Origin of the sequence: Mycobacterium marseillense, from assembly GCF_010731675.1 — a bacterium.
In the GTDB taxonomy this organism is placed as follows: domain Bacteria; phylum Actinomycetota; class Actinomycetes; order Mycobacteriales; family Mycobacteriaceae; genus Mycobacterium; species Mycobacterium marseillense.
In genome coordinates, this window is record NZ_AP022584.1 from 3,292,105 (window position 1) to 3,312,719 (window position 20,615).

General features: G+C 68.6%; 20 protein-coding genes. 10 read left to right on the forward strand and 10 right to left on the reverse strand.

The window, feature by feature from the left end:
- The first annotated feature begins 3 nt into the window (after positions 1-3).
- The 5 genes from G6N26_RS15135 to G6N26_RS15155 all read left to right on the forward strand — a co-directional run bounded on the left by G6N26_RS15135 (position 4) and on the right by G6N26_RS15155 (position 5,862).
- Positions 4-1,188 carry an acyl-CoA dehydrogenase gene (locus G6N26_RS15135; RefSeq protein WP_067174159.1) on the forward strand — a complete coding sequence of 395 codons (1,185 nt, stop codon included), beginning with the start codon at positions 4-6 and terminating at the stop codon, positions 1,186-1,188.
- A complete protein-coding gene (locus tag G6N26_RS15140; RefSeq protein ID WP_083019121.1) occupies positions 1,188-2,345 on the forward strand; it encodes an acyl-CoA dehydrogenase family protein in 1,158 nt (385 codons plus the stop codon). The genes G6N26_RS15135 and G6N26_RS15140 overlap by 1 nt, the downstream gene beginning before the upstream one ends.
- 9 nt (positions 2,346-2,354) lie before the next feature.
- On the forward strand, positions 2,355-3,026 hold the full coding sequence (locus tag G6N26_RS15145; RefSeq protein WP_083019122.1) for a TetR/AcrR family transcriptional regulator: 672 nt from the start codon (positions 2,355-2,357) through the stop codon (positions 3,024-3,026).
- 5 nt (positions 3,027-3,031) lie between these two features.
- Positions 3,032-3,655, forward strand: a complete 624-nt coding sequence (locus G6N26_RS15150; RefSeq protein WP_083019123.1) for a hypothetical protein — start codon at positions 3,032-3,034, stop codon at positions 3,653-3,655.
- A gap of 812 nt (positions 3,656-4,467) precedes the next feature.
- Positions 4,468-5,862: an NAD(P)/FAD-dependent oxidoreductase gene (locus tag G6N26_RS15155; RefSeq protein ID WP_067174144.1), complete on the forward strand. Its 1,395-nt coding sequence runs from the start codon at positions 4,468-4,470 to the stop codon at positions 5,860-5,862.
- A 16-nt stretch (positions 5,863-5,878) separates the two neighbouring features.
- Here the strand turns inward: G6N26_RS15155 and G6N26_RS15160 are convergent, their stop codons facing one another.
- The 6 genes from G6N26_RS15160 to G6N26_RS15185 all read right to left on the reverse strand — a co-directional run bounded on the left by G6N26_RS15160 (position 5,879) and on the right by G6N26_RS15185 (position 12,074).
- Positions 5,879-7,105, reverse strand: a complete 1,227-nt coding sequence (locus tag G6N26_RS15160; RefSeq protein WP_067174139.1) for an O-succinylhomoserine sulfhydrylase — start codon at positions 7,103-7,105, stop codon at positions 5,879-5,881.
- 7 nt (positions 7,106-7,112) lie between these two features.
- The gene (locus G6N26_RS15165) at positions 7,113-7,553 is read right to left on the reverse strand and encodes a rhodanese-like domain-containing protein (protein ID WP_067174135.1); all 441 of its coding nucleotides are present in this window, start codon (positions 7,551-7,553) and stop codon (positions 7,113-7,115) included.
- 118 nt (positions 7,554-7,671) lie between these two features.
- The gene (gene purT, locus G6N26_RS15170; protein WP_083019124.1) at positions 7,672-8,868 is read right to left on the reverse strand and encodes a formate-dependent phosphoribosylglycinamide formyltransferase; all 1,197 of its coding nucleotides are present in this window, start codon (positions 8,866-8,868) and stop codon (positions 7,672-7,674) included.
- 73 nt (positions 8,869-8,941) lie between these two features.
- Entirely contained in the window at positions 8,942-9,589 is a 648-nt protein-coding gene (locus tag G6N26_RS15175) for a PaaI family thioesterase (RefSeq protein WP_067168598.1), read from the reverse strand.
- Positions 9,586-10,884, reverse strand: a complete 1,299-nt coding sequence (locus G6N26_RS15180; protein ID WP_067168595.1) for an adenylosuccinate synthase — start codon at positions 10,882-10,884, stop codon at positions 9,586-9,588. Before G6N26_RS15180 ends, G6N26_RS15175 begins: the two co-directional genes overlap by 4 nt.
- Positions 10,885-11,159: 275 nt before the next feature.
- On the reverse strand, positions 11,160-12,074 hold the full coding sequence (locus tag G6N26_RS15185) for a histidine phosphatase family protein (RefSeq protein ID WP_179960215.1): 915 nt from the start codon (positions 12,072-12,074) through the stop codon (positions 11,160-11,162).
- A 285-nt stretch (positions 12,075-12,359) separates the two neighbouring features.
- Here G6N26_RS15185 and G6N26_RS15190 point away from each other — a divergent pair, with 285 nt between their 5' ends.
- Genes G6N26_RS15190 through G6N26_RS15200 form a run of 3 tightly spaced genes read left to right on the forward strand, consistent with a single transcriptional unit; the run spans position 12,360 to position 14,736 of the window.
- Positions 12,360-13,007 carry a peptidase M50 gene (locus tag G6N26_RS15190; protein WP_083019126.1) on the forward strand — a complete coding sequence of 216 codons (648 nt, stop codon included), beginning with the start codon at positions 12,360-12,362 and terminating at the stop codon, positions 13,005-13,007.
- A 9-nt stretch (positions 13,008-13,016) separates the two neighbouring features.
- Complete coding sequence (locus G6N26_RS15195) at positions 13,017-13,799, forward strand: site-2 protease family protein (RefSeq protein ID WP_067168591.1); 783 nt, start codon at positions 13,017-13,019, stop codon at positions 13,797-13,799.
- Between the two features lie 40 nt (positions 13,800-13,839).
- Positions 13,840-14,736, forward strand: a complete 897-nt coding sequence (locus G6N26_RS15200; protein WP_067168589.1) for a cation diffusion facilitator family transporter — start codon at positions 13,840-13,842, stop codon at positions 14,734-14,736.
- A 4-nt stretch (positions 14,737-14,740) separates the two neighbouring features.
- Here the strand turns inward: G6N26_RS15200 and G6N26_RS15205 are convergent, their stop codons facing one another.
- Positions 14,741-15,154 carry a DUF3151 domain-containing protein gene (locus G6N26_RS15205; RefSeq protein ID WP_014381301.1) on the reverse strand — a complete coding sequence of 138 codons (414 nt, stop codon included), beginning with the start codon at positions 15,152-15,154 and terminating at the stop codon, positions 14,741-14,743.
- A 123-nt stretch (positions 15,155-15,277) separates the two neighbouring features.
- Here G6N26_RS15205 and G6N26_RS15210 point away from each other — a divergent pair, with 123 nt between their 5' ends.
- Positions 15,278-16,147 carry an Rv0361 family membrane protein gene (locus G6N26_RS15210; RefSeq protein WP_067168587.1) on the forward strand — a complete coding sequence of 290 codons (870 nt, stop codon included), beginning with the start codon at positions 15,278-15,280 and terminating at the stop codon, positions 16,145-16,147.
- Positions 16,148-16,193: 46 nt separating this feature from the next.
- On the opposite strand, the gene fbaA is transcribed toward G6N26_RS15210, so the two are convergent.
- Positions 16,194-17,228: a class II fructose-bisphosphate aldolase gene (gene fbaA, locus G6N26_RS15215; protein ID WP_083019128.1), complete on the reverse strand. Its 1,035-nt coding sequence runs from the start codon at positions 17,226-17,228 to the stop codon at positions 16,194-16,196.
- A gap of 83 nt (positions 17,229-17,311) precedes the next feature.
- Here fbaA and G6N26_RS15220 point away from each other — a divergent pair, with 83 nt between their 5' ends.
- Positions 17,312-18,004, forward strand: a complete 693-nt coding sequence (locus G6N26_RS15220; RefSeq protein ID WP_083019130.1) for a DedA family protein — start codon at positions 17,312-17,314, stop codon at positions 18,002-18,004.
- Between the two features lie 13 nt (positions 18,005-18,017).
- Here G6N26_RS15220 and G6N26_RS26350 read toward each other — a convergent pair whose 3' ends face one another.
- Complete coding sequence (locus G6N26_RS26350) at positions 18,018-19,367, reverse strand: 3-oxoacid CoA-transferase (RefSeq protein ID WP_083019133.1); 1,350 nt, start codon at positions 19,365-19,367, stop codon at positions 18,018-18,020.
- Positions 19,364-20,503, reverse strand: a complete 1,140-nt coding sequence (locus tag G6N26_RS15230) for a glycoside hydrolase family 76 protein (RefSeq protein ID WP_083019135.1) — start codon at positions 20,501-20,503, stop codon at positions 19,364-19,366. Before G6N26_RS15230 ends, G6N26_RS26350 begins: the two co-directional genes overlap by 4 nt.
- Positions 20,504-20,615: the final 112 nt, after the last annotated feature.

Consider the following 20,615-nt stretch of genomic DNA (forward strand, 5'->3'; position numbering starts at 1 on the left):
TCTATGAGCACCAAGACCCCACCCGCCTTCGACCGCTACGACCCCCTGGGCCTGGACGCCTCTCTGTCCGACGACGAACGCGCGGTGCGCGAGACCGTGCGGGAATTCTGCGCCGAACACGTCCTTCCCCACGTGGCGGAGTGGTTCGAGATCGGCGACCTCCCGGTCCGCGAACTCGCCAAGGGGTTCGGCCAGCTGGGCCTGCTGGGCATGCACCTGGACGGCTACGGCTGCGGCGGGGCCTCGGCCGTGCACTACGGGCTGGCCTGCGTGGAGCTCGAAGCCGCCGACTCCGGCCTCCGGTCGATGGTCTCGGTGCAGGGCTCGTTGGCGATGTTCGCGATCTGGAACTTCGGGTCCGAGGAACAGAAACAGGAATGGCTGCCGGGCATGGCCGCCGGCGAACTGCTCGGCTGCTTCGGGCTGACCGAGCCCGACGTCGGATCCGACCCCGCTGCGATGAAAACCCGTGCGCGACAGGATGGTTCGGACTGGGTGCTCAACGGCCGCAAGCTGTGGATCACCAACGGGTCGGTCGCCGACGTGGCGGTCGTGTGGGCCAACACCGACGACGGGATTCGCGGTTTCATCGTGCCCACCAAGACACCGGGCTTCACCGCCAACACCATTCACCACAAGCTGTCGCTGCGGGCCTCGATCACCAGCGAACTCGTGCTCGACGACGTGCGGCTGCCCGCCGAGGCGATGCTGCCCGAGGCGAAGGGACTACGCGGGCCGCTGTCGTGCCTGTCCGAAGCCCGCTACGGAATCATCTGGGGCTCCATGGGAGCCGCCCGCTCGGCCTGGCAGGCCGCCCTCGACTACGCCACGCAGCGCACCCAGTTCGGCCGCCCGATCGCCGGATTCCAGCTGACCCAGGCCAAACTCGTCGACATGGCCGTCGAGCTGCACAAGGGCCAACTGCTGTCGCTGCACCTCGGCCGCCTCAAGGACAGCGTCGGCCTGCGTCCCGAGCAGGTGAGCTTCGGCAAATTGAACAACACCCGGGAGGCGATCGAGATCTGCCGGACGGCCCGAACAATCTTGGGTGGCAACGGGATATCGCTGGAATACCCCGTGATCCGGCACATGGTCAACCTGGAATCGGTGCTGACCTATGAGGGCACACCGGAGATGCATCAGCTCGTCCTCGGCCAGGCGTTCACCGGCAGCGACGCCTTCCGCTGATGAGCGGCCTGACCTACACGCCAGAGCATCACCAGTTCCGCGAACTGGTACGGGATTTCGTCCAGCAGACGGTCGTGCCCAACCACGAGAACTGGGAACGCGACGGCCAGTGGGACCGCTCGCTGTTCATCGAAGCCGGCAAGCTTGGCCTGCTGGGCTTTTCGGTCCCCGAGCGTCTCGGCGGCCCGGGCGTGGACGACTTCCGCTACAACGCGATCGTGATCGACGAGTTGCAGCGGGCCGGGGCGGCGGCCGAGGCCATCGCGTTCACGCTGCAAAACGACGTGGTGCTGCCCTATCTCACCGATTTGACGACACCCGAGCAGCAGCAGCGCTGGCTGCCAGGCGTGGTCACCGGCGAGACGGTGCTCGGCATCGGGATGACCGAGCCCGGCACCGGCAGCGATCTGGCCGGGATCCGCACGACGGCGGTGCGCTCGTCTGATTCGCAAGGCGACCACTACGTCGTCAACGGCGCCAAGACCTTCATCTCCAACGGTCAGGCCGGGGACCTGTTCGTCATCGCCGCGCGCACCTCGCCGGATCGCCACCAAGGACTGTCACTCCTGGTGGTCGACGCCGACACCCCCGGCTTTTCACGCGGCCGCAACCTGGAGAAGATCGGCCTGCACGCCCAGGACACCAGCGAGCTCACCTTCACCGATATGCGGGTGCCGAAAGAGAACCTGCTGCAGGAAGAGGGCCGGGGCTTTTATCAGTTGATGACGAACCTGCCCCAGGAGCGGCTCGCGCTCGGCGTGGGGGCGGTGGCCGCCGCGGAAGCGATCCTGGCCGGAACACTCGACTACGTCCGCGATCGCAAGGCATTCGGATCGCCGATCGCCAGCTTCCAGCACAGCCAGTTCGTGCTCGCCGAACTGGCAACCGAGATCGACATCGCCCGAACGTATCTCGACGACTGCCTTGCCCAGCACCTCGAGGGCGAACTGACCGCGGCCCGGGCCGCCCGGCTGAAATGGTGGACCACCGACCTGCAGGTGCGTACCGCCGACCGCTGCCTGCAGCTGCACGGCGGGTACGGCTACATGCGCGAGTACAGCGTGGCGCGCGCGTTCGTCGACGCCCGCATCCAAACCATCTACGGCGGCACCAACGAGATCATGAAGACGATCATCGCCAAGGACCTGGGCCTCTAGGGGCAGCCGATGGCCACCGACGTCGCCGATTACAGCGCCCTTCCCGCCGAGGAGGCGGTGCGCGCGGCGCGCGTCAGCTCGCGACGCCGCCAGGTGCTCGATGCCGCGGTCAAAGTCATGGGCAGGACCGGGTTTCACCAGATGTCCATGCAGGACCTGGCCACCGAGGCCGAGGTCAGCGTCGGCCTGATCTACAAATACTTCGGCGGCAAGGAGGACCTCCTGCTCGCCACGATCGTGCGCATCCTCGACGTGTTCCGCGATCAGCTGGCGCCGGTCATCGACGCCGCCGGCGACGACGTCGTGGACCAGCTGGCCGCAGGGGTCCGGCGCTACATCCAGATCGTCGACGAGAACCTCGACGGCGTGGTGCTGACCTACCGGGAGAGCCGAACCCTCGGGGCGCCCGGCCGCACCCAGATCAAGGACCTCGAAATCGCCACCGCCGCACCGCTGCGCGCGGTGATCGAGGCCGGCATCGCCCGGGGCGTCTTCCGCGGGGTCGACGTCGACCTCACCGTCTTCGACATCATGCTGCTCGCCCACGGCTGGGCGCTCAAGCACTGGCACTTCGGGCCGATCTACACCATCGACGAATACATCGCCCTGCAGATCCGCCACGTGCTGGGCGGATTGATCGCCGACGACCGCCGCGCCGACTACGCGCACGTGCTGAAATGAGGGGCATGGGAGTCACCGCACGCCGAGTTCGCGGCGCGATCGCGCTGCTGGTACTGGGAACGTCCGCCGGTCTGCCGGCGGCGGGCGCCGACCCGGCCGCGGGGCTGCCCCCGATGGCGTCCACCGGCAGTGGGCCGATCATCGGCGGGGGCTCCGCGGCGGCGCAGGGAATCACTCAACAGCTCTTCAGCTTTGGCAATCCCGACGTCGTGCAGGAGGTCGACGGCTCCGACGCGGCGCAGTTCATCACGTCCGCCGCGGGAGCCGCCAACCCGCAACTCACGGGGCCCTTCTCGCTGCTGCGCCGGGCGTTGGCGTGCCAGACCGATAACGCGGGATTCGGGGCGCGCGCCTATCGGCGCAACGACGGTCAGTGGGGCGGGGCGATGCTGGTCGCGGCCAAGAGCGCGACACCGAGCCTCGACAACCTGGTCGGCTGCGTGAAGACCAATTGGCGCAGGACCGCGGCCGGCGGCGAAACCGCCATGTGCAACAACGGCTGGACCACGCCGACGTCCTACGAAAGCCGCCGGGGCGAGACCTATTACATCCTGCTCGCCGGCACCGCCGCCGACTTCTGCAGCGACCTCAACACCAAGTACAAGAGCGACGCCAGCGGGTGGCCGTGATGACCGGCCGCGATGCGTCGGCTCGTCGCTGAAACCAATTGTCATCCCGGTCGTTTCGCCGCGCGGCCGGCGACGCCGGTTCGCGGCTTATTTGAATTCATATCCAATTTGCGCAGCCGCGCCAGTGAGCAGCGGTTAAATAGCGTTCCAATATAGCCGCGGCATGGCCCCCGCGCAGGATATTTGCAATTCATCGGGACACGGGATTTTGCTGAATTCCGTTCGCGGCCAGGCGGTCGCATCGCAGCAGGGTTCGTCGGTCATCCGTTTGACGAATCGCCGCGCAATATTCGCGAAATCGCTTATCTGCGAGTCACTGACCACGTAAACTCGCCGACATCGGGCCTTAGAATATCGTCTCCCAGACGTAGGGGGTTCTAATGTCACGTCGTACTAGCAAAATCGTCGTCGCCGTGGTGCTGGCTTTCGCAGCTCCAATGACCTCGGCGTGCACGGTTCCGCTCGTTATCGACTGTGGACCCGGTTTGACCTGCACCGGATAGCAGCAACCGAACGGGCCTCGACCTCAATCGAGGCCCGTTCGCTCACTTCACGCTTCGCGTAGCGAAGACCACACGGTGACCGACCCGAGCCGCCGCATGGCTTGGTCCGTGCCGCGGCTCCGGTCGGGATCCGTTACCACACACGCCATTTCGGTCTATGGCGGACGTCGCGACGTCGAGATTCGCTTGGTCACAAGCATTTCGGCTGCTGCGGCTCCTTCTGCTGCCCTGGTCATCCCGATGCGCCGAGCAGCGGCCGGGACGCGCCGGGCCTCGCCTTTCCTGGGTGCGGCGTCGTACGGTGGAGGCATGTCGCGCCATCGTGTGGTCATCATCGGAAGTGGTTTCGGCGGGCTGACTGCGGCAAAGGCGCTCAAACGCGCCCCCAAGGGCAGCGAAGTCGAGGTCACCGTGATCTCGAAAACGACGACGCACCTGTTCCAGCCGCTGCTGTATCAGGTGGCCACGGGCATCCTGTCCGAAGGCGACATCGCGCCGACCACCCGACTGATCCTGCGCCGCCAACGCAACGTCCGGGTGCTGTGGGGGGACGTCTCCGCCATCGACCTCACCGCCAAGACGGTCACATCCCATCTGATGGGCATGGTGACGGTGACGCCTTACGACAGCTTGATCGTGGCTGCCGGCGCACAGCAGTCCTACTTCGGCCACGACGAGTACGCCGCCTTCGCGCCCGGGATGAAGAGCATCGACGACGCCCTGGAGCTGCGCGGCCGCATCCTCGGCGCCTTCGAGGCCGCCGAGGTCGCCACCGACCCGGCCGAGCGCCAACGCCGCCTGACCTTTGTAGTGGTCGGGGCCGGTCCCACCGGTGTCGAGCTGGCCGGCGAGATCGTCCAGCTGGCCGAGCGCACCCTGGCCGGTGCGTTCCGGACGATCACCCCCAGCGAATGCCGGGTCATCCTGCTCGACGCGGCGCCCGCGGTGTTGCCGCCGATGGGCACCAAGCTGGGCCTCAAGGCGCAGCGGCGGCTGCAGAAGATGGACGTCGAGGTCCAGCTCAACGCGATGGTGACCGCGGTCGACTACATGGGCATCACGATCAAGGAGAAGGACGGCGCCCAGCGCCGCATCGAATGCGCGTGCAAGGTGTGGGCGGCGGGCGTGCAGGCCAGCTCGCTGGGCGCCATGCTCGCCGAACAGTCCGACGGCACCGAAACAGACCGCGCCGGAAGGGTGGTCGTCGAGCCCGACCTGACCGTCAAGGGTCACCCGTACGTGTTCGTCGTCGGTGATCTGATGTCGGTTCCCGGCGTCCCCGGGATGGCGCAAGGCGCGATCCAGGGCGCGAAGTACGCCGCCTCCGTCATCAAGCAGGCGGTCAAGGGTGAAGATAATCCCGCCGCGCGCAAGCCGTTCCGGTACGTGAACAAGGGCAGCATGGCGCTCATCTCCCGCTACAGCGCCGTCGCGCAGGTCGGCAAGGTGGAATTCGCCGGATTCTTCGCCTGGCTGGCGTGGCTGGTGCTGCACCTGTACTACCTCATCGGCCACCGGAACCGGCTGGCCGCCATGTTCGCCTGGGGGATCTCGTTTTTGGGTCGCACCCGCGGCCAGATGGCGATCACCAGCCAGATGATCTACGCACGGCCGCTGGTGAACTGGGTGGAACAGCAGGCCGCGGAGGGAACGCTCGCGGCGGCCGAACGCGCCGAGACGGCCGAGCAGAAGGCGGCCGGCTAAAACGCCGGGGAAGCGGTCAGCTCAGGGCCCGATCGATGTCGGCGATCAGGTCGTCGGTGCCTTCGAGCCCGACGGAGATGCGGACCACGCCGTCGCCGAGCCCGATCGCCGCGCGGCCCTCCGGGCCCATCGCCCGGTGAGTGGTCGTCGCCGGGTGTGTGACAAGGGATTTGGCGTCGCCGAGGTTATTGGAGATGTCGATCAGCGTCAACTTGTCCAGCACCTCGAAGGCCCGCTGCTTGGCCCTACTGTCCGGGCAGTCGAGCGCGAAGGTGATCACCGTTCCGCCGCCCGACATCTGGCGCTTGGCCAGGTCGTATTGCGGGTGTGAGGACAGGTAGGGATAGCGGACCCAACTCACCGCCGGATGGGTCTCGAGGAATTCGGCGATCCGGTACGCCGAGGAATTGCTGTGATCGACCCGGATGGCCATCGTCTCAAGGCCTTTCAGCAGCACCCAGGCGTTGAACGCGCTCATCGCCGGGCCGGTGTGCCGCATCAGCTTCTGCACCGGGCCGTCGATGTACTCCTGGTCGCCGAGGATGGCCCCGCCCAGCACGCGGCCCTGGCCGTCGATGTGCTTGGTGCCCGAGTACACCACCACGTCGACACCGAGCGGGATGCCCTGCTGCAGCAGTGGTGTGGCGAAGACGTTGTCCAACACCACCTTTGCGCCGGCCCCGTGGGCGAGTTCGGTCACCGCGGCGATGTCCACCAGCGACTGCATCGGGTTCGACGGCGTCTCGAAGAACACCGCCGTCGTGGGCACCGACAGCGCCTGTTCCCACTGGGCCAGGTCATCGCCGTCGACGAACACGGTTTCGACTCCCCAGCGCGGCAGGATCTCGTTGCACACCACGAAACACGAGCCGAACAGGCTGCGCGACGCGACCAGCCGGTCCCCCGCGCCCAGCAGCGCGCCCAGCGACGTGAACACCGCCGCCATGCCGCTCGCGGTGGCGAACGCCGCCGGTGCGCCCTCGAGGAGGCGCAGCCGCTCCTCGAACATCGTCACGGTCGGGTTGCCGTAGCGCGAGTAGACGAAGCGGTCGACCTCGCCGGTGAACGACTTCTCGGCGACCGCGGCCGATTCGTAGACATAGCCCGACGTCAGGTACAGCGCCTCGGCGGTCTCGTCGAACCCCGAACGCAGCAGCCCGCCGCGCACGCCGATGGTCGCCTGGCTGACGCCGTCGGGCAAGCGTGCGGGCGTGCGGACGGAATCGTGGTCGGCGGGCGTCATGCCCGGATCAGCCTTGCTTCCAAGGCAATCCGATCGCCCGCCACCCCGAATCGCCGCGGTGACCGTTGGCGTCGAGCTGGCCTTCGAAGCCGTCCAGGATGTTGTAGGCCGGGGTGATGCCCAGCTCGGTCGCCACCTCGGCGGCGCCGATGGAGCGGTTTCCGGAGCGACACAAAAACAGCACCGGGCGATCCGCGTCGGCGTCGCCCGGCGCCACCTGCTCGCGCAGCTGGTCGGCGAATTTCGTGTTGGGCCTGCCGTCGGAGGAATTCCATTCGAGGAACAGCACCTCGCGGCCGAGGCTGGACAGATCGGGCACCCCGACGAAGCGCCACTCGGCGTCGGTACGCACGTCGACCAGCACGGCGTTCGGATTGTCGCTGAGCAGTTTCCATGCCTCCAGGGGTGAGATGTCCCCCGCGTAGGAGTGTCCGCGCTCTGTGCTCATGCTCGTATTCCCTCGTCCTTCGTACGCATCGTCAGCCACCCCGGCGAGATTGCCCCCTGCCCGCGGCGATACCTGACCTGCGATCGTATCGAGACCGCCGCGGCGCGCATCTCGGGGCTCAGCCGCGCGAGCCCGGGCCGGCCAGCCGTTCGGCGGCCTGGCCGGCGCGCTCGCGTGCGGCCGTGACCTCCGGCGCCGTCGCCAAGGCCCGGAACCCACGCCCGGAGACGCGCACGTCGCTCTCCGGCACGCTCAGCGCGCCGATCAACGCCGCGGGGTCAGGCGAATCGGCCCGGCCCGCCAGGCGAGCGGCGGCCGGCGACACCATCATGGTGTCCACCGGCAGGCCGAGGATGGTGCGGGCCTGCAGCTCGAACGCCGAAAGCCGCTGGCTGCGCAGGGTCACCCAGGCGCTGTCGGTCGGGCACGACGTGACGTCGGCGAAATACACCTCGTCGCCGTTGATCATCAATTCGACCCCGAACACGCCGCGCCCGCCCAGCGCCTTGACGATCCGCGCAGCGATCGATCGCGCGGCGTCCGTCGCGGCCTCGCTCATCTTCTGGGGCTGCCAGGATTCCAGCACCCGCCCGCCGGATCCGCGATGCCCGATGGGTGAGCAGAATTCGATCGCGGGTCCCGACGGGCCTTCGCTGCGCACCGCCAGCAGGGTCACGTAGAACTCGACCTCGACCACGGTTTCGGCCAGCACCCGGGCGACGGACGCTTCGCCCACCGCGCGACGCCAGGCCGGTTCGATGTCCTCGCGCCGCGCCGCCACCGACTGCCGCTCCCCCGTCGGCCCGGCCGCCGGCGTGACCAGCAGCGGATACCCGGCGTGCGCGCCGACCGCCTCGAGTTCGCCCAACGACCCGACGAACCAAAACGGCGCGGTCGGCAGCCCCAGCTCGTCGGCGGCCAGCCGGCGCAGCCCTTCGCGGTCGGCGGTGAGCCGCGCGGCGCGGGCGCTGGGCACCAGCTCGCCGTCGAGGGCGTCGAGGGCCCGGGCGGCCACCGCGTCGGTGGTGGTGACGACGAGGTTGGGTTGCACGCGCCCGATCGCCTGCGCCAGCTCGTCGGCGTCGGTCATGTCGAACGTCAGCGCCTGGTCGGCGACCCCGTGCGCGGGCGCGTGGGGCTGCCGGTCGGCGGCGATCACGCGGGCCCCGAGGCGCCCCAGGGCGATCGCCAGCTCCCGGCTGATCTCGCCGGCACCCAGCAGCAGCACCGTCGGCCGTGCGTCGGCGGGGGCTGGTGCGGGCACGACGAGCGCCGTGGTCTCGTCGTCCCGTCCGTCCGTCACGCCGTCAGTCACGGCTCAAGGATAGGTCGGGCCTAAGAGTGCGGGGCCGTGCTCGCGCCTGACGAGGGCTGATGCAGAGGCCGCCTCAGGGTTGGCCGGGGAGCAGCCGCACCATCAGGCCGTTGCCCTCGGCCAGCACGGTCTGGTCTTCGCCGACCAATTCCGCGGAGACGAACGCCTTGCGGCCCTCGGTGCCGGTGACCCGGCCGCGCACCAGCAGCGGGACGTCGATCGGGGTGACCTTGCGGTAGTCGACGTGCAGGAAGGCCGTGCGGCTGATGGGCCGGTTGGCGGCGTGGGAGATCATGCCGAACATGTGGTCGAACAGCAGCGGCAGCACGCCGCCGTGCACCGCGTAGTTTCCGCCGACGTGGAACCGGCTGAAGTGGCCGGTCATTTCGACGCCCTCGGGGTCGTACCGCGTCAGGACCCACGGCGGTAGCAACAGGCTGCCCATGCCGGGCAGGTCGGGGGTGCGGCCCGCGGGCGCCTGACCTTCGACCTCTGCCTGAAACGGCCCCAGCAGCTCGGTCAGCGCCGCGACCCGGTCGGCGGCTTGGTCCCAGACGTCGTCGGCAGGGTCGGCCGACACGGCGAGGTCCTGCAGCCGGCGCATGGAGGCGACGAAGCGGGCGAAGCCGGGACCGGGGCTGGCCGGGCCGTACTCCGGGAAGCCGCCGTGGTGTTCGTATTCGGGATCGAGGTCTATCGGGTTGGGCTCCGACTCCGTCACGGGCGGGCCGCCAGGACGTCGCGGCGCACGATGGTCTGTTCGCGCCCGGGCCCCACCCCGATACACGAAACATGAGCTCCCGCAAGCTCTTCGAGGCGAAGTACGTAGTCGCGCGCCTTGGCCGGCAGGTCGTCGAACTCCCGCGCGTGCGAGATGTCCTCCCACCAGCCGGGCAGCTCCTCATAGATCGGCTCCGCGCGGCCGAGGTCGCTTTGGGTCATCGGCATCTCGTGGATGCGCGCCCCGTCGATCTGATAGCCGACGCACACGGGAACGGTTTCCAGGCTGGACAGCACGTCGAGCTTGGTCAGGAAGTAGTCGGTGATGCCGTTGACCCGGGTGGCGTAGCGGGCGATCACGGCGTCGAACCAGCCGCACCGCCGGCGCCGCCCGGTGGTGACGCCGAATTCGCCCCCGGTCTTGGACAGGTATTCGCCGTTCTCGTCGAACAGCTCGGTGGGGAACGGGCCCGAACCCACGCGAGTGGTGTAGGCCTTGAGGATCCCCAGCACGGCGGTGATCCGGGTGGGCCCGATGCCTGACCCCACCGCCGCCCCGCCCGCCGTCGGATTCGACGACGTCACATAGGGATACGTGCCGTGGTCGACGTCGAGCAGCGTGCCTTGGGAGCCCTCCAGCAACACGGCTTCGCCGGATTCCAGTGCGGTGTTGAGCAGCAGCCGCGTATCGGCGATGCGGTGCCGGAAACCCTCGGCCTGCTCCAGCAGGGCCTCGACCACCTGGTGCGGGTCGAGCGCCTTGCGGTTGTAGATCTTGACCAATATCTGGTTCTTCAGTTCCAGCGCGGCCTCGACCTTGTGGGTCAGGACGTCGGGGTCGAGCACGTCGGCGACCCGGATCCCGATCCGCGCGATCTTGTCCTGGTAGCAGGGCCCGATGCCGCGGCCGGTGGTGCCGATCTTCTTGTTGCCCATGTAGCGCTCGGTGACCTTGTCGATGGCCACGTGATAGGGCAACAGCAGGTGCGCGTCGGCGGAGATCAGCAGCCTGGAGGTGTCGACGCCGCGGTCTTCGAGGCCTTTGAGCTCGTCGAGCAGCACGCCGGGGTCGACCACCACACCGTTGCCGATGACGTTGGTGACGCCGGGCGTGAGCACCCCCGATGGGATCAGGTGCAGGGCGAAGTTCTCCCCGGTCGGCAGGACGACGGTGTGCCCGGCGTTGTTGCCGCCCTGGTAGCGCACGACCCACTGAACACGCCCCCCGAGCAGGTCGGTGGCCTTACCTTTGCCCTCGTCGCCCCACTGGGCGCCGATGAGGACGATTGCCGGCATGAGTTCGCTCCCGCCTGCTTATTGTGGTTCTGCTGGCAAGACGCCAGATCTTGCACCGCTGCAACGGTTCTCGGCATCGCCCGAGGGCTGGTAGTGCCGTCGGGTGACGGCATCTCGGTTAGCCGCGTCGTGACCGTGCGCGTTGCTCCACGCGTCTTTGCTTGCCGCGCTCACGTGGCGATCCTAAACGTCGGGTAACGACGGGCTTGCCGCAAGGCCCGTTGATCCCGGCCCGTGTCGCGCCAACACCCGGGCCCGTCTCGTCGCGCTGGCGCTCAGGGGCTCGCCGTCACCGGCGCTTTGGCCGCGCACACGCCGTCGCGGGTCGGCGCGTCCAACATCAGGCACAGGCCGTTCGTGTCGCGGTTGGGCCGTTTGGCCGCCCAACCGGACCACGCCGGTTTGCCGTTCCAGCTGACCAGCGTCCAGCCATCGTGGGGATTGCCCTGGATCTCGACGATGCCGGTGTTGGGCAGCGGGTCGAACAGCAGGAGCAACTGTTCGGGGTTCCTGACGGACGTCATCGTCCCGATACCGATGTCGAATTCGCTGGAGAACGCGACCTCTCTGATCCTGCCGTCGGCCGCCCGGACCGGGTTGGCCAGCGCGCTGCCGTACATCGTTCCGAGCATGTCGTTGAAGCGGCCGGCGCTGGTCGCCGCGTTGCCGTCCATCGTTTGGAGCGCGCCGTTGAAACGCTTGTGGAACTCGTACCCGTTCGGGTCGGCGGAGCCGGGAGCCAGCATCGGCACGATGCGCAGCCCGAGCAGCCACGCGATGGGGGCCAACAGGTATGCCAGCCCGGCGAGGCTGATCTGCGGCATGCCGTTGAAAACGCCCGCGTCGATCTCGTTGAGCCCCGGCAGCACCTGGGCATTCGTCCCCAGCATGGCCGCCAGCGGCGCCGCGGTCTGCTGTGTCCTGATCAACTGCGACGCGAAGATCCCGGCGACCGGACCCTTCGCCGCGAGCACGTTGGCGACGTTCTGCGCCTGTTGTTGGCCGAGCGCGGTGAGCGCCGCCCCGGGCACCGCCGTGTCGATCAGCTTCGCGGCGTTGGCCACCGACTGCCCGTGGCGCACCAGGTCGATCACGATCGATTCGTCGGCCGAGGCCCTCGCCGATGCGAGGCACAGCAGGACAGCCGAAAGCAGCACGGCGCCAACGCGGCCGAGGTGCGTCGTCAGCACCGGAGGCGAGTAGGGCCGGCGTCGCACCCGGGCGGCGCGGGCCGCACGGCGGACAGCATGGCGGTGAGGCGGTGAATGGTCGTTCTCCGTTCTCTCAACCACTCGTTGGCGGGAATCCGCTCAACGTCGGCCCTGTGGCAGGAGTAAAGTATCCGGTTGTTTCCAGGCGGCGCGGCAACAACTTTCGCAGTCCGAAACCATGTTGTGACTGTGTCGTTATAGCCCATTGATCGGGCGAGAGTCGTTGGAAGTCAAACAGATTGGGCCACCGCGATTGGATAGCTTGTGACACAAGGGAATCGAGGCGCCGCAGTCCTACTGTTCGGCCGCGGGCGAACGCATGGCGCGTTGCGGGGTCTGCGCTCCCACCGGGTCGCCGGCGAACCCGACCTCGACGCCGCGATAGGCCCCTACCGGCGGCTGGTCGTGGTGGGCGCCGACGCCGACCTGGCGGCCGTGCTGACCCGCCTGCTGCGCGCGGAGCGCCTCGACATCGAAGTGGCGTACGTGCCGCCGCGGCGCACCCGGGCAGCCCGGATCTATCGCCTGCCTGCCGGACGCCGGGCGGCGCGCCGGGCCGTCCGCGGTTCCGCGCAACGGGTGACGCTGATCCGCGACGAGACCGGCTCGGTGATCGTCGGGCGCGCCGCCTGGGTGCCGACGAAGGACGAGCGGGTCATCCACGGCGAGGCGGTCGTCGACGACACCACGCTGTTCGACGGCGACGCCGCCGCGGTGTTCATCGAGCCGACGCTGGCCATGCCCGGCCTGCGGGCCTCGCTCAAGGGTCGCTGGCGCCCGTGGGTCACCGGCCGCGCGGCCCAGCTCGGCAGCACGGGCGCCGTCGTGCTGCGCGACGGTGTCCAAGCGCCCCGCCCCGGCCGCCGCTCGGCGTTCTACCGCAACATCGAGGGCTGGCTGCTGGTCCGCTAGTTTCGTGCGGTGAGCTTCCCCTCGCCCCAACGCGAATCGGTCCGACCCAGCCCGATCTTTCTGGCCCTGCTCGGGTTGACGGCGGTCGGCGGCGCGCTGGCCTGGCAGGCCGGCTACAGCGCCCGGCCGCTCGCCTATGTCGGGGTGTTCATTTTCGTCATCGCCGGCTGGCTGGTGTCGCTGTGCCTGCACGAATTCGGGCACGCGGTGACCGCCTGGCGATTCGGCGACCACGATGCGGCCGTGCGCGGGTATCTGACGCTGGATCCGCGCCGGTACACCCATCCCGCGCTGTCGCTCGTGTTGCCGCTGGTGATCGTCGCGCTGGGCGGGATCGGCCTGCCCGGCGCGGCGGTCTACGTGCGGACGTGGTTCATGACGCCGGCCCGCCGCACCCTGGTCAGCCTGGCCGGCCCGGCGGCCAACCTGGTCTTGGGGGCGCTGCTGCTGACGCTGACCCGGTTGTTCTTCGACCCGACGCACGTGGTGCTGTGGGCCGCGGTGGCGTTCCTGGGATTCCTTCAGGTCACCGCGGTCGTGCTGAACCTGCTGCCCATCCCGGGGCTGGACGGCTATGACGCCCTGGAGCCGCACCTGAGCGCCGAGACGCAGCGCGCGCTGGCGCCGGCCAAGCAGTGGGGCTTCGTCATCCTGTTGTTTCTGCTCCTGGCGCCGGTGCTCAACCACTGGTTCTTCGGGATCGTGTTGTCGCTGTTCGACCTGTCCGGGGTGCCCGACGTGTTGGTGAGCTGGGGCAACGGGCTGACCCGCTTCTGGAGCCGCTGGTTCTGACCCTTGCAATATATGCGTCGCCACGCATATATTTCCGGGCATGGGCGCCGGCCACAACCACACTCCCGCCGAGACGAACGACGCCCGGCTGATCCCGCGCATGGTCATCGCCGCGGCGATCCTGGCGGCGTTCTTCGTCGTGGAACTGGCCACCTCGTTGCTGATTAATTCGATCGCGCTGCTGGCCGACGCCGGCCACATGCTGACCGACGTCGTCGCCGTGTTCATGGGGCTGGCCGCGGTCACGCTGGCCCGGCGCGGCAGCTCGTCGCCGGCCCGCACCTACGGCTGGCATCGCGCCGAGGTGTTCACCGCGGTCGCCAACGCGGGGCTGCTGATCGGGGTGGCGGCGTTCATCCTCTACGAGGCCGTCCAGCGGCTCAGCGAGGCGCCCGCCGTCCCCGGCGTGCCGATGATCGTCGTCGCGCTGGCGGGGCTGGCCGCCAACTTCGCCGTCGCGCTGCTGCTGCGGTCCCACTCCTCGGGGAGCCTGGCCGTCAAAGGCGCCTACATGGAGGTGGTCGCCGACACCGTGGGCAGCCTGGGCGTGCTGATCGCCGGGGTGGTCACCGTGACGACGCACTGGCCCTACGCCGACGTGGTGGTGGCCGTGCTGGTCGCGCTCTGGGTGCTGCCCCGGGCGATCGCGCTCGCGCGCGACGCGCTGCGGATCCTGTCCGAATCGTCGCCGACCCACATCGACGTCGAGGAGCTGCGCTCGGCGCTCGGCGCCATCGGCGGCGTGACCGGGGTGCACGACCTGCATGTGTGGACGCTGTCGCCCGGCAAGGACATGTGCACGGCGCACCTGACCAGCACCGGGGACCCCGCCCAAGTTCTGCACGACGCGCGAGAAGTGTTAGCGGGCCGGGGGCTGGAACACGCCACCGTCCAGATCGACTGCCCCGACGACACCGATTGTTCGGAAAGCTTTTAAAGCGTTACAGCCCCAGCGCTTTGCGCGCTTCGGGGTCGCAATCGTCGAGCAGGTCCAGGCAGCGCGCGTACTCGTCGGTTTCGCCGATCGTGTCGGCGGCCCGCGCCAGCGCGGCCACACAACGCAGGAAGCCGCGGTTGGGCTCGTGCGAATACGGGACGGGTCCGAAGCCCTTCCAGCCGTTGCGGCGCAGCTGGTCCAGGCCGCGGTGATAGCCGGTGCGGGCGTACGCGTAGGCGGTGATGGCCTGGTCGTCGGCCAGCGCCTGCTCGGCCAGCGCCGCCCAGGCCAGCGACGCCGTCGGATGCGCGGCGGCGACGATGCCGGGCTTCTCGCCGGCCAGCAGTTCGGCCTCGGTATCGGGGTCTCCGGGCAGCAGGATCGGGTCGGGCCCTAGCAGATCCTTCATCGGCGTCATGGCTCTATTCTGCAGCTCGCCCGTTTTGCCCGTGGGACGCACCTCGGCCGTCGCCCCGGGCCGGGGTCTCGGTCGCTAAGCTCTGCAACTACCCCACTCGACAGCGGGAGGACAGTAGTACTCATGCCCAACCCATCCGAGCCCGACCGCGGCGGCGCGCCGAACCGGCCCGGGTTCGACCCACGTGAGGCGCGCGGCGAACCGAGCGACGAGTGGGGGGCCGAATCCGGCCCCGAGACTGGTGACGACGCCACCGAGAGCGTGCCGCTGGTCCCCAGGGACGCCGAGACCGAGACCGTGGTGATCAAACCCGATCCGCACAGCGGTCCCCAGGAAGTGCCCGACTCGCCGCAGCGCGAACGTCGCTTCACCGCGCCCGGCTTCGACGCCAAAGAAACCACGGTCATCTCCACCACCCCGGAGCCCGCCACCGAGGTCTTCGCCACGGCGCCGGGACCGGACGGCACCACCCAGTTTGGGGTCCCCCCCAAAGCCGCTGTCCCGCAATCGATCCCACCCCGGCTCGGCGGGAAGCTGCGCACCTCCAGGCAGTTCAACTGGGGGTGGATCCTGGCGATCGTCGTGATCGTGCTGGCGCTGGCGGCGATCGCGATCCTGGGCACCGTGCTGCTCACCCGAGGCAAACACACCGGTGTTTCGCAGGAGGACCAGGTCCGGCACACCATCGGCAACTTCGACGTCGCGATTCAGCGGGGCGATCTGACCACGCTGCGCACCATCACCTGCGGCACCACCCGCGACGGCTACGCGGATTACGACGAGCGCGCCTGGGACGAGACCTATCGGCGCGTCTCGGCGGCCAAGCAGTATCCGGTGATCGCCAGCATCGACCAGGTCGTCGTCAACGGCCAGCACGCCGAGGCCAACGTCACCACGTTCATGGCCTACGACCCGCAGGTGCGCTCCACCCGCAGCCTCGACCTGCAGTACCGCGACGACCAGTGGAAGATCTGCCAGTCCCCCAGCGGCTAGCGTTCGGTGTCGAGTGTGCGGCCAGCCGCACGTTCGGGGCCAAGGGTTAGCCCGACAGGGACTTTCCGGCGCAGTGCAGGTCGGCGCACGCCTCGACCACCCGCTCGGACATCGACGCCTCGGCCTTCTTGAGGTAGCTGCGGGGGTCGTAGACCTTCTTGGCCCCGACATCGCCGTCGACCTTCAGCACGCCGTCGTAGTTGCTGAACATGTGACCGGCGATCGGGCGGGTGAACGCGTACTGCGTGTCGGTGTCGACGTTCATCTTCACCACGCCGTAGCGCAGCGCCGCCTCGATTTCCGACTTCTCGGAGCCGGAGCCGCCGTGAAAGACGAAGTCGAACGGCTGGGCACCGTCGGGCAGCCCGAGCTTGGCGGCCGCCACCTTTTGGCCCTGGGCCAGGATGTCGGGGCGCAGCTTGACGTTGCCGGGCTTGTAGACGCCATGGACGTTGCCGAACGTGGCGGCCAGCAGATACTTGCCGTGTTCGCCGTGGCCCAGCGCGTCGAGGGTCTTCTCGAAGTCCTCCGGCGTGGTGTAGAGCTTGTCGTTGATCTCGTTGGCGACGCCGTCCTCTTCCCCGCCCACCACGCCGATCTCGATCTCGAGGATGATCTTGGCGGCCGCCGCCTCGGCGAGCAGTTCCTGCGCGATCGCCAGGTTCTCGTCGATCGGCACCGCCGACCCGTCCCACATGTGCGACTGGAATAGCGGGCCCTCGCCTGCTGAAACACGCTCGGCCGAGATCGCCAGCAGCGGGCGGACGTAGGTGTCGAGCTTGTCCTTGGGGCAATGGTCGGTGTGCAGCGCGACGTTGATCGGGTACCTGGCCGCGATGGACCGGGTGAACTCGGCCAGCGCCACCGCGCCGGCGACCATGTCCTTGACGCCCAGGCCGGACGCGAATTCGGCACCGCCGGTGGAGAATTGGATGATGCCGTCGCTGCCCGCATCGGCGAAGCCCTTGATGGCGGCGTTCACCGTCTCCGACGAGGTGCAGTTGATCGCTGGGAAGGCGTACGAGTGATCCTTGGCGCCGCGCAGCATCTCGGCGTAGACCTCGGGCGTGGCGATGGGCATCAGAACCCCCTTCTGCGGCCGGGTCCACCCAGTATCGTCCAGGTCGGTCAGCGGCTCACCGCGGGCCGGTATGTTGATGGATCATGAGCTCCGCCGTGACGGCCCTGCCCGCCATCCTCGATCCGCTGTATTGGCTGGGCGCCGACGGCGTCTTCGGGTCGGCGGTGCTGCCCGGGATCCTGGTCATCGTCTTCATCGAGACCGGGCTGCTGTTTCCGTTGTTGCCCGGCGAGTCGCTGCTGTTCACCGGCGGCCTGCTGGCCGCGCATCCGCATCCCCCGGTCAGCATCTGGGTGTTGGCGCCCTGCGTCGCCACGGTCGCGGTGCTGGGCGATCAAACCGGGTACTTCATCGGGCGGCGGATCGGGCCCGCGCTGTTCAAGAAGGAAGACTCGCGGTTCTTCAAGAAGCACTACGTGACCGAGTCACACGCGTTCTTCGAGAAGTACGGGCCCTGGGCGATCATCCTGGCCCGGTTCGCGCCGTTCGTCCGGACGTTCGTCCCGGTGATCGCCGGGGTGTCCTACATGCGCTATCCGCTGTTTTTGGGCTTCGACATCGTCGGCGGTATCGCCTGGGGCGGCGGCGCGACGCTCGCGGGCTACTTCCTGGGCAACGTGCCGTTCGTGCACCACAACTTGGAAAAGATCATCCTGGCCATCCTGTTCGTGTCGATGATCCCGGCATTCGTCGCGGCCTGGCGCGGCTATCGGGGCCGCCGCCGCGCGACGGACACGGAGGCGCGGGAACCCGAGCGGCTACCGGCCTCCGAGTAGCCGGCCGCGCGGGTCAGACCGCGACCCGGAAATCGCACCCGGTCTTGGCGCGGACATCCTCGACCGTCACCCCGGGGTGCAGCTCGGTGAGCACCAGCCCCTCCCCCGGCTCGACGTCGAAGACGCAAAGGTTGGTGATGATCATGTCGACCACGGCCTTGCCGGTCAGTGGCAACGTGCATTGCTTGAGGATTTTCGGGCTGCCGTCCTTCGCGGTGTGATCCATGACGACGATCACGCGCTTGACGCCCGACACGAGATCCATTGCGCCGCCGGGCCCTTTGACCATCTTGCCCGGCACCATCCAGTTGGCCAGGTCGCCGTTCTCGGCCACCTCGAGCCCGCCCAGGATGGACAGGTCGATGTGGCCGCCGCGGATCATCGCGAACGAGTCGGCGCTGCTGAAAAAGCTGGAGCCGGGCAGGCTCGTGATGGTCTGCTTGCCGGCGTTGATGAGGTCGGGGTCGACGGTGTCCTCGCTCGGGTAGGCCCCGATGCCGAGCAAGCCGTTCTCCGACTGCAGGGTGACGTTGATGTTGTCGGGAATGAAGTTGGCCACCAACGTCGGGATGCCGATGCCCAGGTTCACGTAGTAGCCGTCGCGCAATTCGCGGGCGGCGCGCTGGGCCATGAGCTCGCGAATGGGGCTGTCGCTCTTCAGGGCGGCTCCGCCGCTGGTGGTGCGGAACTCGATGCGCTTCTCGTAGCCGGTTCCCACGATGATGCGGTCCACGTAGATGCCGGGGGTGTGGATCAGGTCCGGATCCAGCTCGCCGACCTCGACCAGCTCCTCGACCTCGGCCACCGTCACCGCGGCGCACGTGGCGATCATCGGGTTGAAGTTGCGCGCGGTCTTGCGGTAGACGAGGTTGCCGGCCGTGTCACCCTTCCACGCCTTGACGAGCGCCACGTCGGCCCGAATGCCTTCTTCCAGAACGTATTCCGTGCCGTCGAAGACCCGGGTGTCCTTACCTTCGGCGAGGTTGGTGCCGTAGGCCGTGCGCGTGTAGAACCCGGGAATGCCCGCGCCGCCGGCGCGCAGCTTTTCGGCCAGCGTGCCCTGGGGCGTGAGCGCGAGGTCGAGCTCGCCGGCCAGCACCTGGCGCTCGAATTCTTTGTTCTCGCCGACGTAGGAGGCGATCACCTTCTTCACCTGCCTGCCCTTGAGCAGCAGGCCCATGCCGAAATCGTCGACGCCGGCGTTGTTTCCGACGATGGTGAGGTCCTTGATGCCGCTGTCCACCAGAGCCCGGATCAGCTTCTCCGGGATGCCACACAGACCGAAGCCGCCGGCGGCGATGGTGATGCCGTCCTTCAGCAGGCCGTGCAGCGCCGACTCCGCGTCGGGGTGGACTTTCTTCACAGGGCGCTCCTGTCTTCGTGCGACGATTCGGCGGAGACGTTACAGGCGGCCTCCATGAGCATCCACCCCGACAGCTGCACCGACAGATCGCGTTCGGGGACCTCCGAGGCCATCACCGCGCCCTCGACGAACTCCGCCTGTTTGCCCTCCGCCGTGGGCACCTGGGCGTCGCGGTCCCAGAACGGGCCGAACACCGGCAGCCCGTCGACCGTCTGGCGGTAGTCCCACGCCGACTTCGCGCTGGCCAGCACGATCTTTCGGGCGGTGTCGCGGGCCACCGCGTCCTCCGGCGACTCCCCCGGCAGCATGGTCGCCACCAGCGCCAGGTAGCGGGCGGTCACGCCGGCGAACAGGCCGCCGTCCCCACCGCCACCGCCGGCCAGCACGCCCGCCGGCGCCATGTGCTCGCGCACGGCCGCGACCAGCCGATGCACTCGGGCGGCGTGCCGCGCCCGGACCTCGGCCCCGGCGCGGGCGGCCAGCTCGGTCTCGAGCCCAAGCACCACGCCCTGGCAGTAGGTGTACTGCGCGCGCACCAGCGAACCGGCCTTGATGCCGTCGAACACCAGGTGCGTCTCCGGGTCAACGAGCGTCTGATCGATCCAATTCGCCATCTGCTCGGCACGTTTCAGGTGATCCCCATACCGGGCGAGGAAGATCCCCGCGGGACCATTGGCCGGGGCATTGAAGAACTTGTCCTGCTTGCGCCACGGGATGCCGCCGCCGTCCTGCGGCGACCACGCCCGGAGGAATTGGTTGGCGAGCTTGGGCAAGGCTTTTCGGCGCTCGACGCCGGCGATGCGGGCGGCGCGTTCGAGCGCGAGCGCCAGCCACGCCATGTCGTCGTAGTAGTTGTTGATCCACGAGAAGTTGTTGCGCAGCCGGTGCGAGCGAACCTGCCGGTTGATCTCGGTGTGCCGGTGCGGCTGCGGATCACGCGCTTCGGCGTCGACGAGGCAGTCCAGCAGGTGCGCCTGCCACCAGTAGTGCCAGGTCCCGAACAACCGGTCTTTGCGCTGCGCGGGCCAGGACACCACGCCGAGCTGGGTGGTGGGTAGTCCCCACAGCCGCTTCAGGTGCCGTTGTGTGACAGCGGCTTCGCAGCTGGCCGCCCGGTTGGCCCATAGCTGATCCATACCTGCCGATCCTGCCGCATGGGGTTTCAGCGTGCGGCCGGGGCGTCGAGTGTGCACACCGGGCTTTCGGTGTGCCTGTGCGGCGGCGACACGCCGAGCTCGGCCACCCTCT

Excerpts from the sequence above, each read along its gene's own strand:
- G6N26_RS15230 (WP_083019135.1), bottom strand. The coding sequence starts at position 20,503 with ATGGATCAGCTATGGGCCAACCGGGCGGCCAGCTGCGAAGCCGCTGTC.
- G6N26_RS15140 (WP_083019121.1), top strand. The coding sequence starts at position 1,188 with ATGAGCGGCCTGACCTACACGCCAGAGCATCACCAGTTCCGCGAACTG.
- fbaA (WP_083019128.1), bottom strand. The coding sequence starts at position 17,228 with ATGCCCATCGCCACGCCCGAGGTCTACGCCGAGATGCTGCGCGGCGCC.
- G6N26_RS15145 (WP_083019122.1), top strand. The coding sequence starts at position 2,355 with ATGGCCACCGACGTCGCCGATTACAGCGCCCTTCCCGCCGAGGAGGCG.
- G6N26_RS15210 (WP_067168587.1), top strand. The coding sequence starts at position 15,278 with ATGCCCAACCCATCCGAGCCCGACCGCGGCGGCGCGCCGAACCGGCCC.
- G6N26_RS15150 (WP_083019123.1), top strand. The coding sequence starts at position 3,032 with ATGGGAGTCACCGCACGCCGAGTTCGCGGCGCGATCGCGCTGCTGGTA.
- G6N26_RS15135 (WP_067174159.1), top strand. The coding sequence starts at position 4 with ATGAGCACCAAGACCCCACCCGCCTTCGACCGCTACGACCCCCTGGGC.
- G6N26_RS15200 (WP_067168589.1), top strand. The coding sequence starts at position 13,840 with ATGGGCGCCGGCCACAACCACACTCCCGCCGAGACGAACGACGCCCGG.
- G6N26_RS15160 (WP_067174139.1), bottom strand. The coding sequence starts at position 7,105 with ATGACGCCCGCCGACCACGATTCCGTCCGCACGCCCGCACGCTTGCCC.
- G6N26_RS15180 (WP_067168595.1), bottom strand. The coding sequence starts at position 10,884 with ATGCCGGCAATCGTCCTCATCGGCGCCCAGTGGGGCGACGAGGGCAAA.
- G6N26_RS15205 (WP_014381301.1), bottom strand. The coding sequence starts at position 15,154 with ATGACGCCGATGAAGGATCTGCTAGGGCCCGACCCGATCCTGCTGCCC.
- G6N26_RS15155 (WP_067174144.1), top strand. The coding sequence starts at position 4,468 with ATGTCGCGCCATCGTGTGGTCATCATCGGAAGTGGTTTCGGCGGGCTG.
- G6N26_RS15165 (WP_067174135.1), bottom strand. The coding sequence starts at position 7,553 with ATGAGCACAGAGCGCGGACACTCCTACGCGGGGGACATCTCACCCCTG.
- G6N26_RS15220 (WP_083019130.1), top strand. The coding sequence starts at position 17,312 with ATGAGCTCCGCCGTGACGGCCCTGCCCGCCATCCTCGATCCGCTGTAT.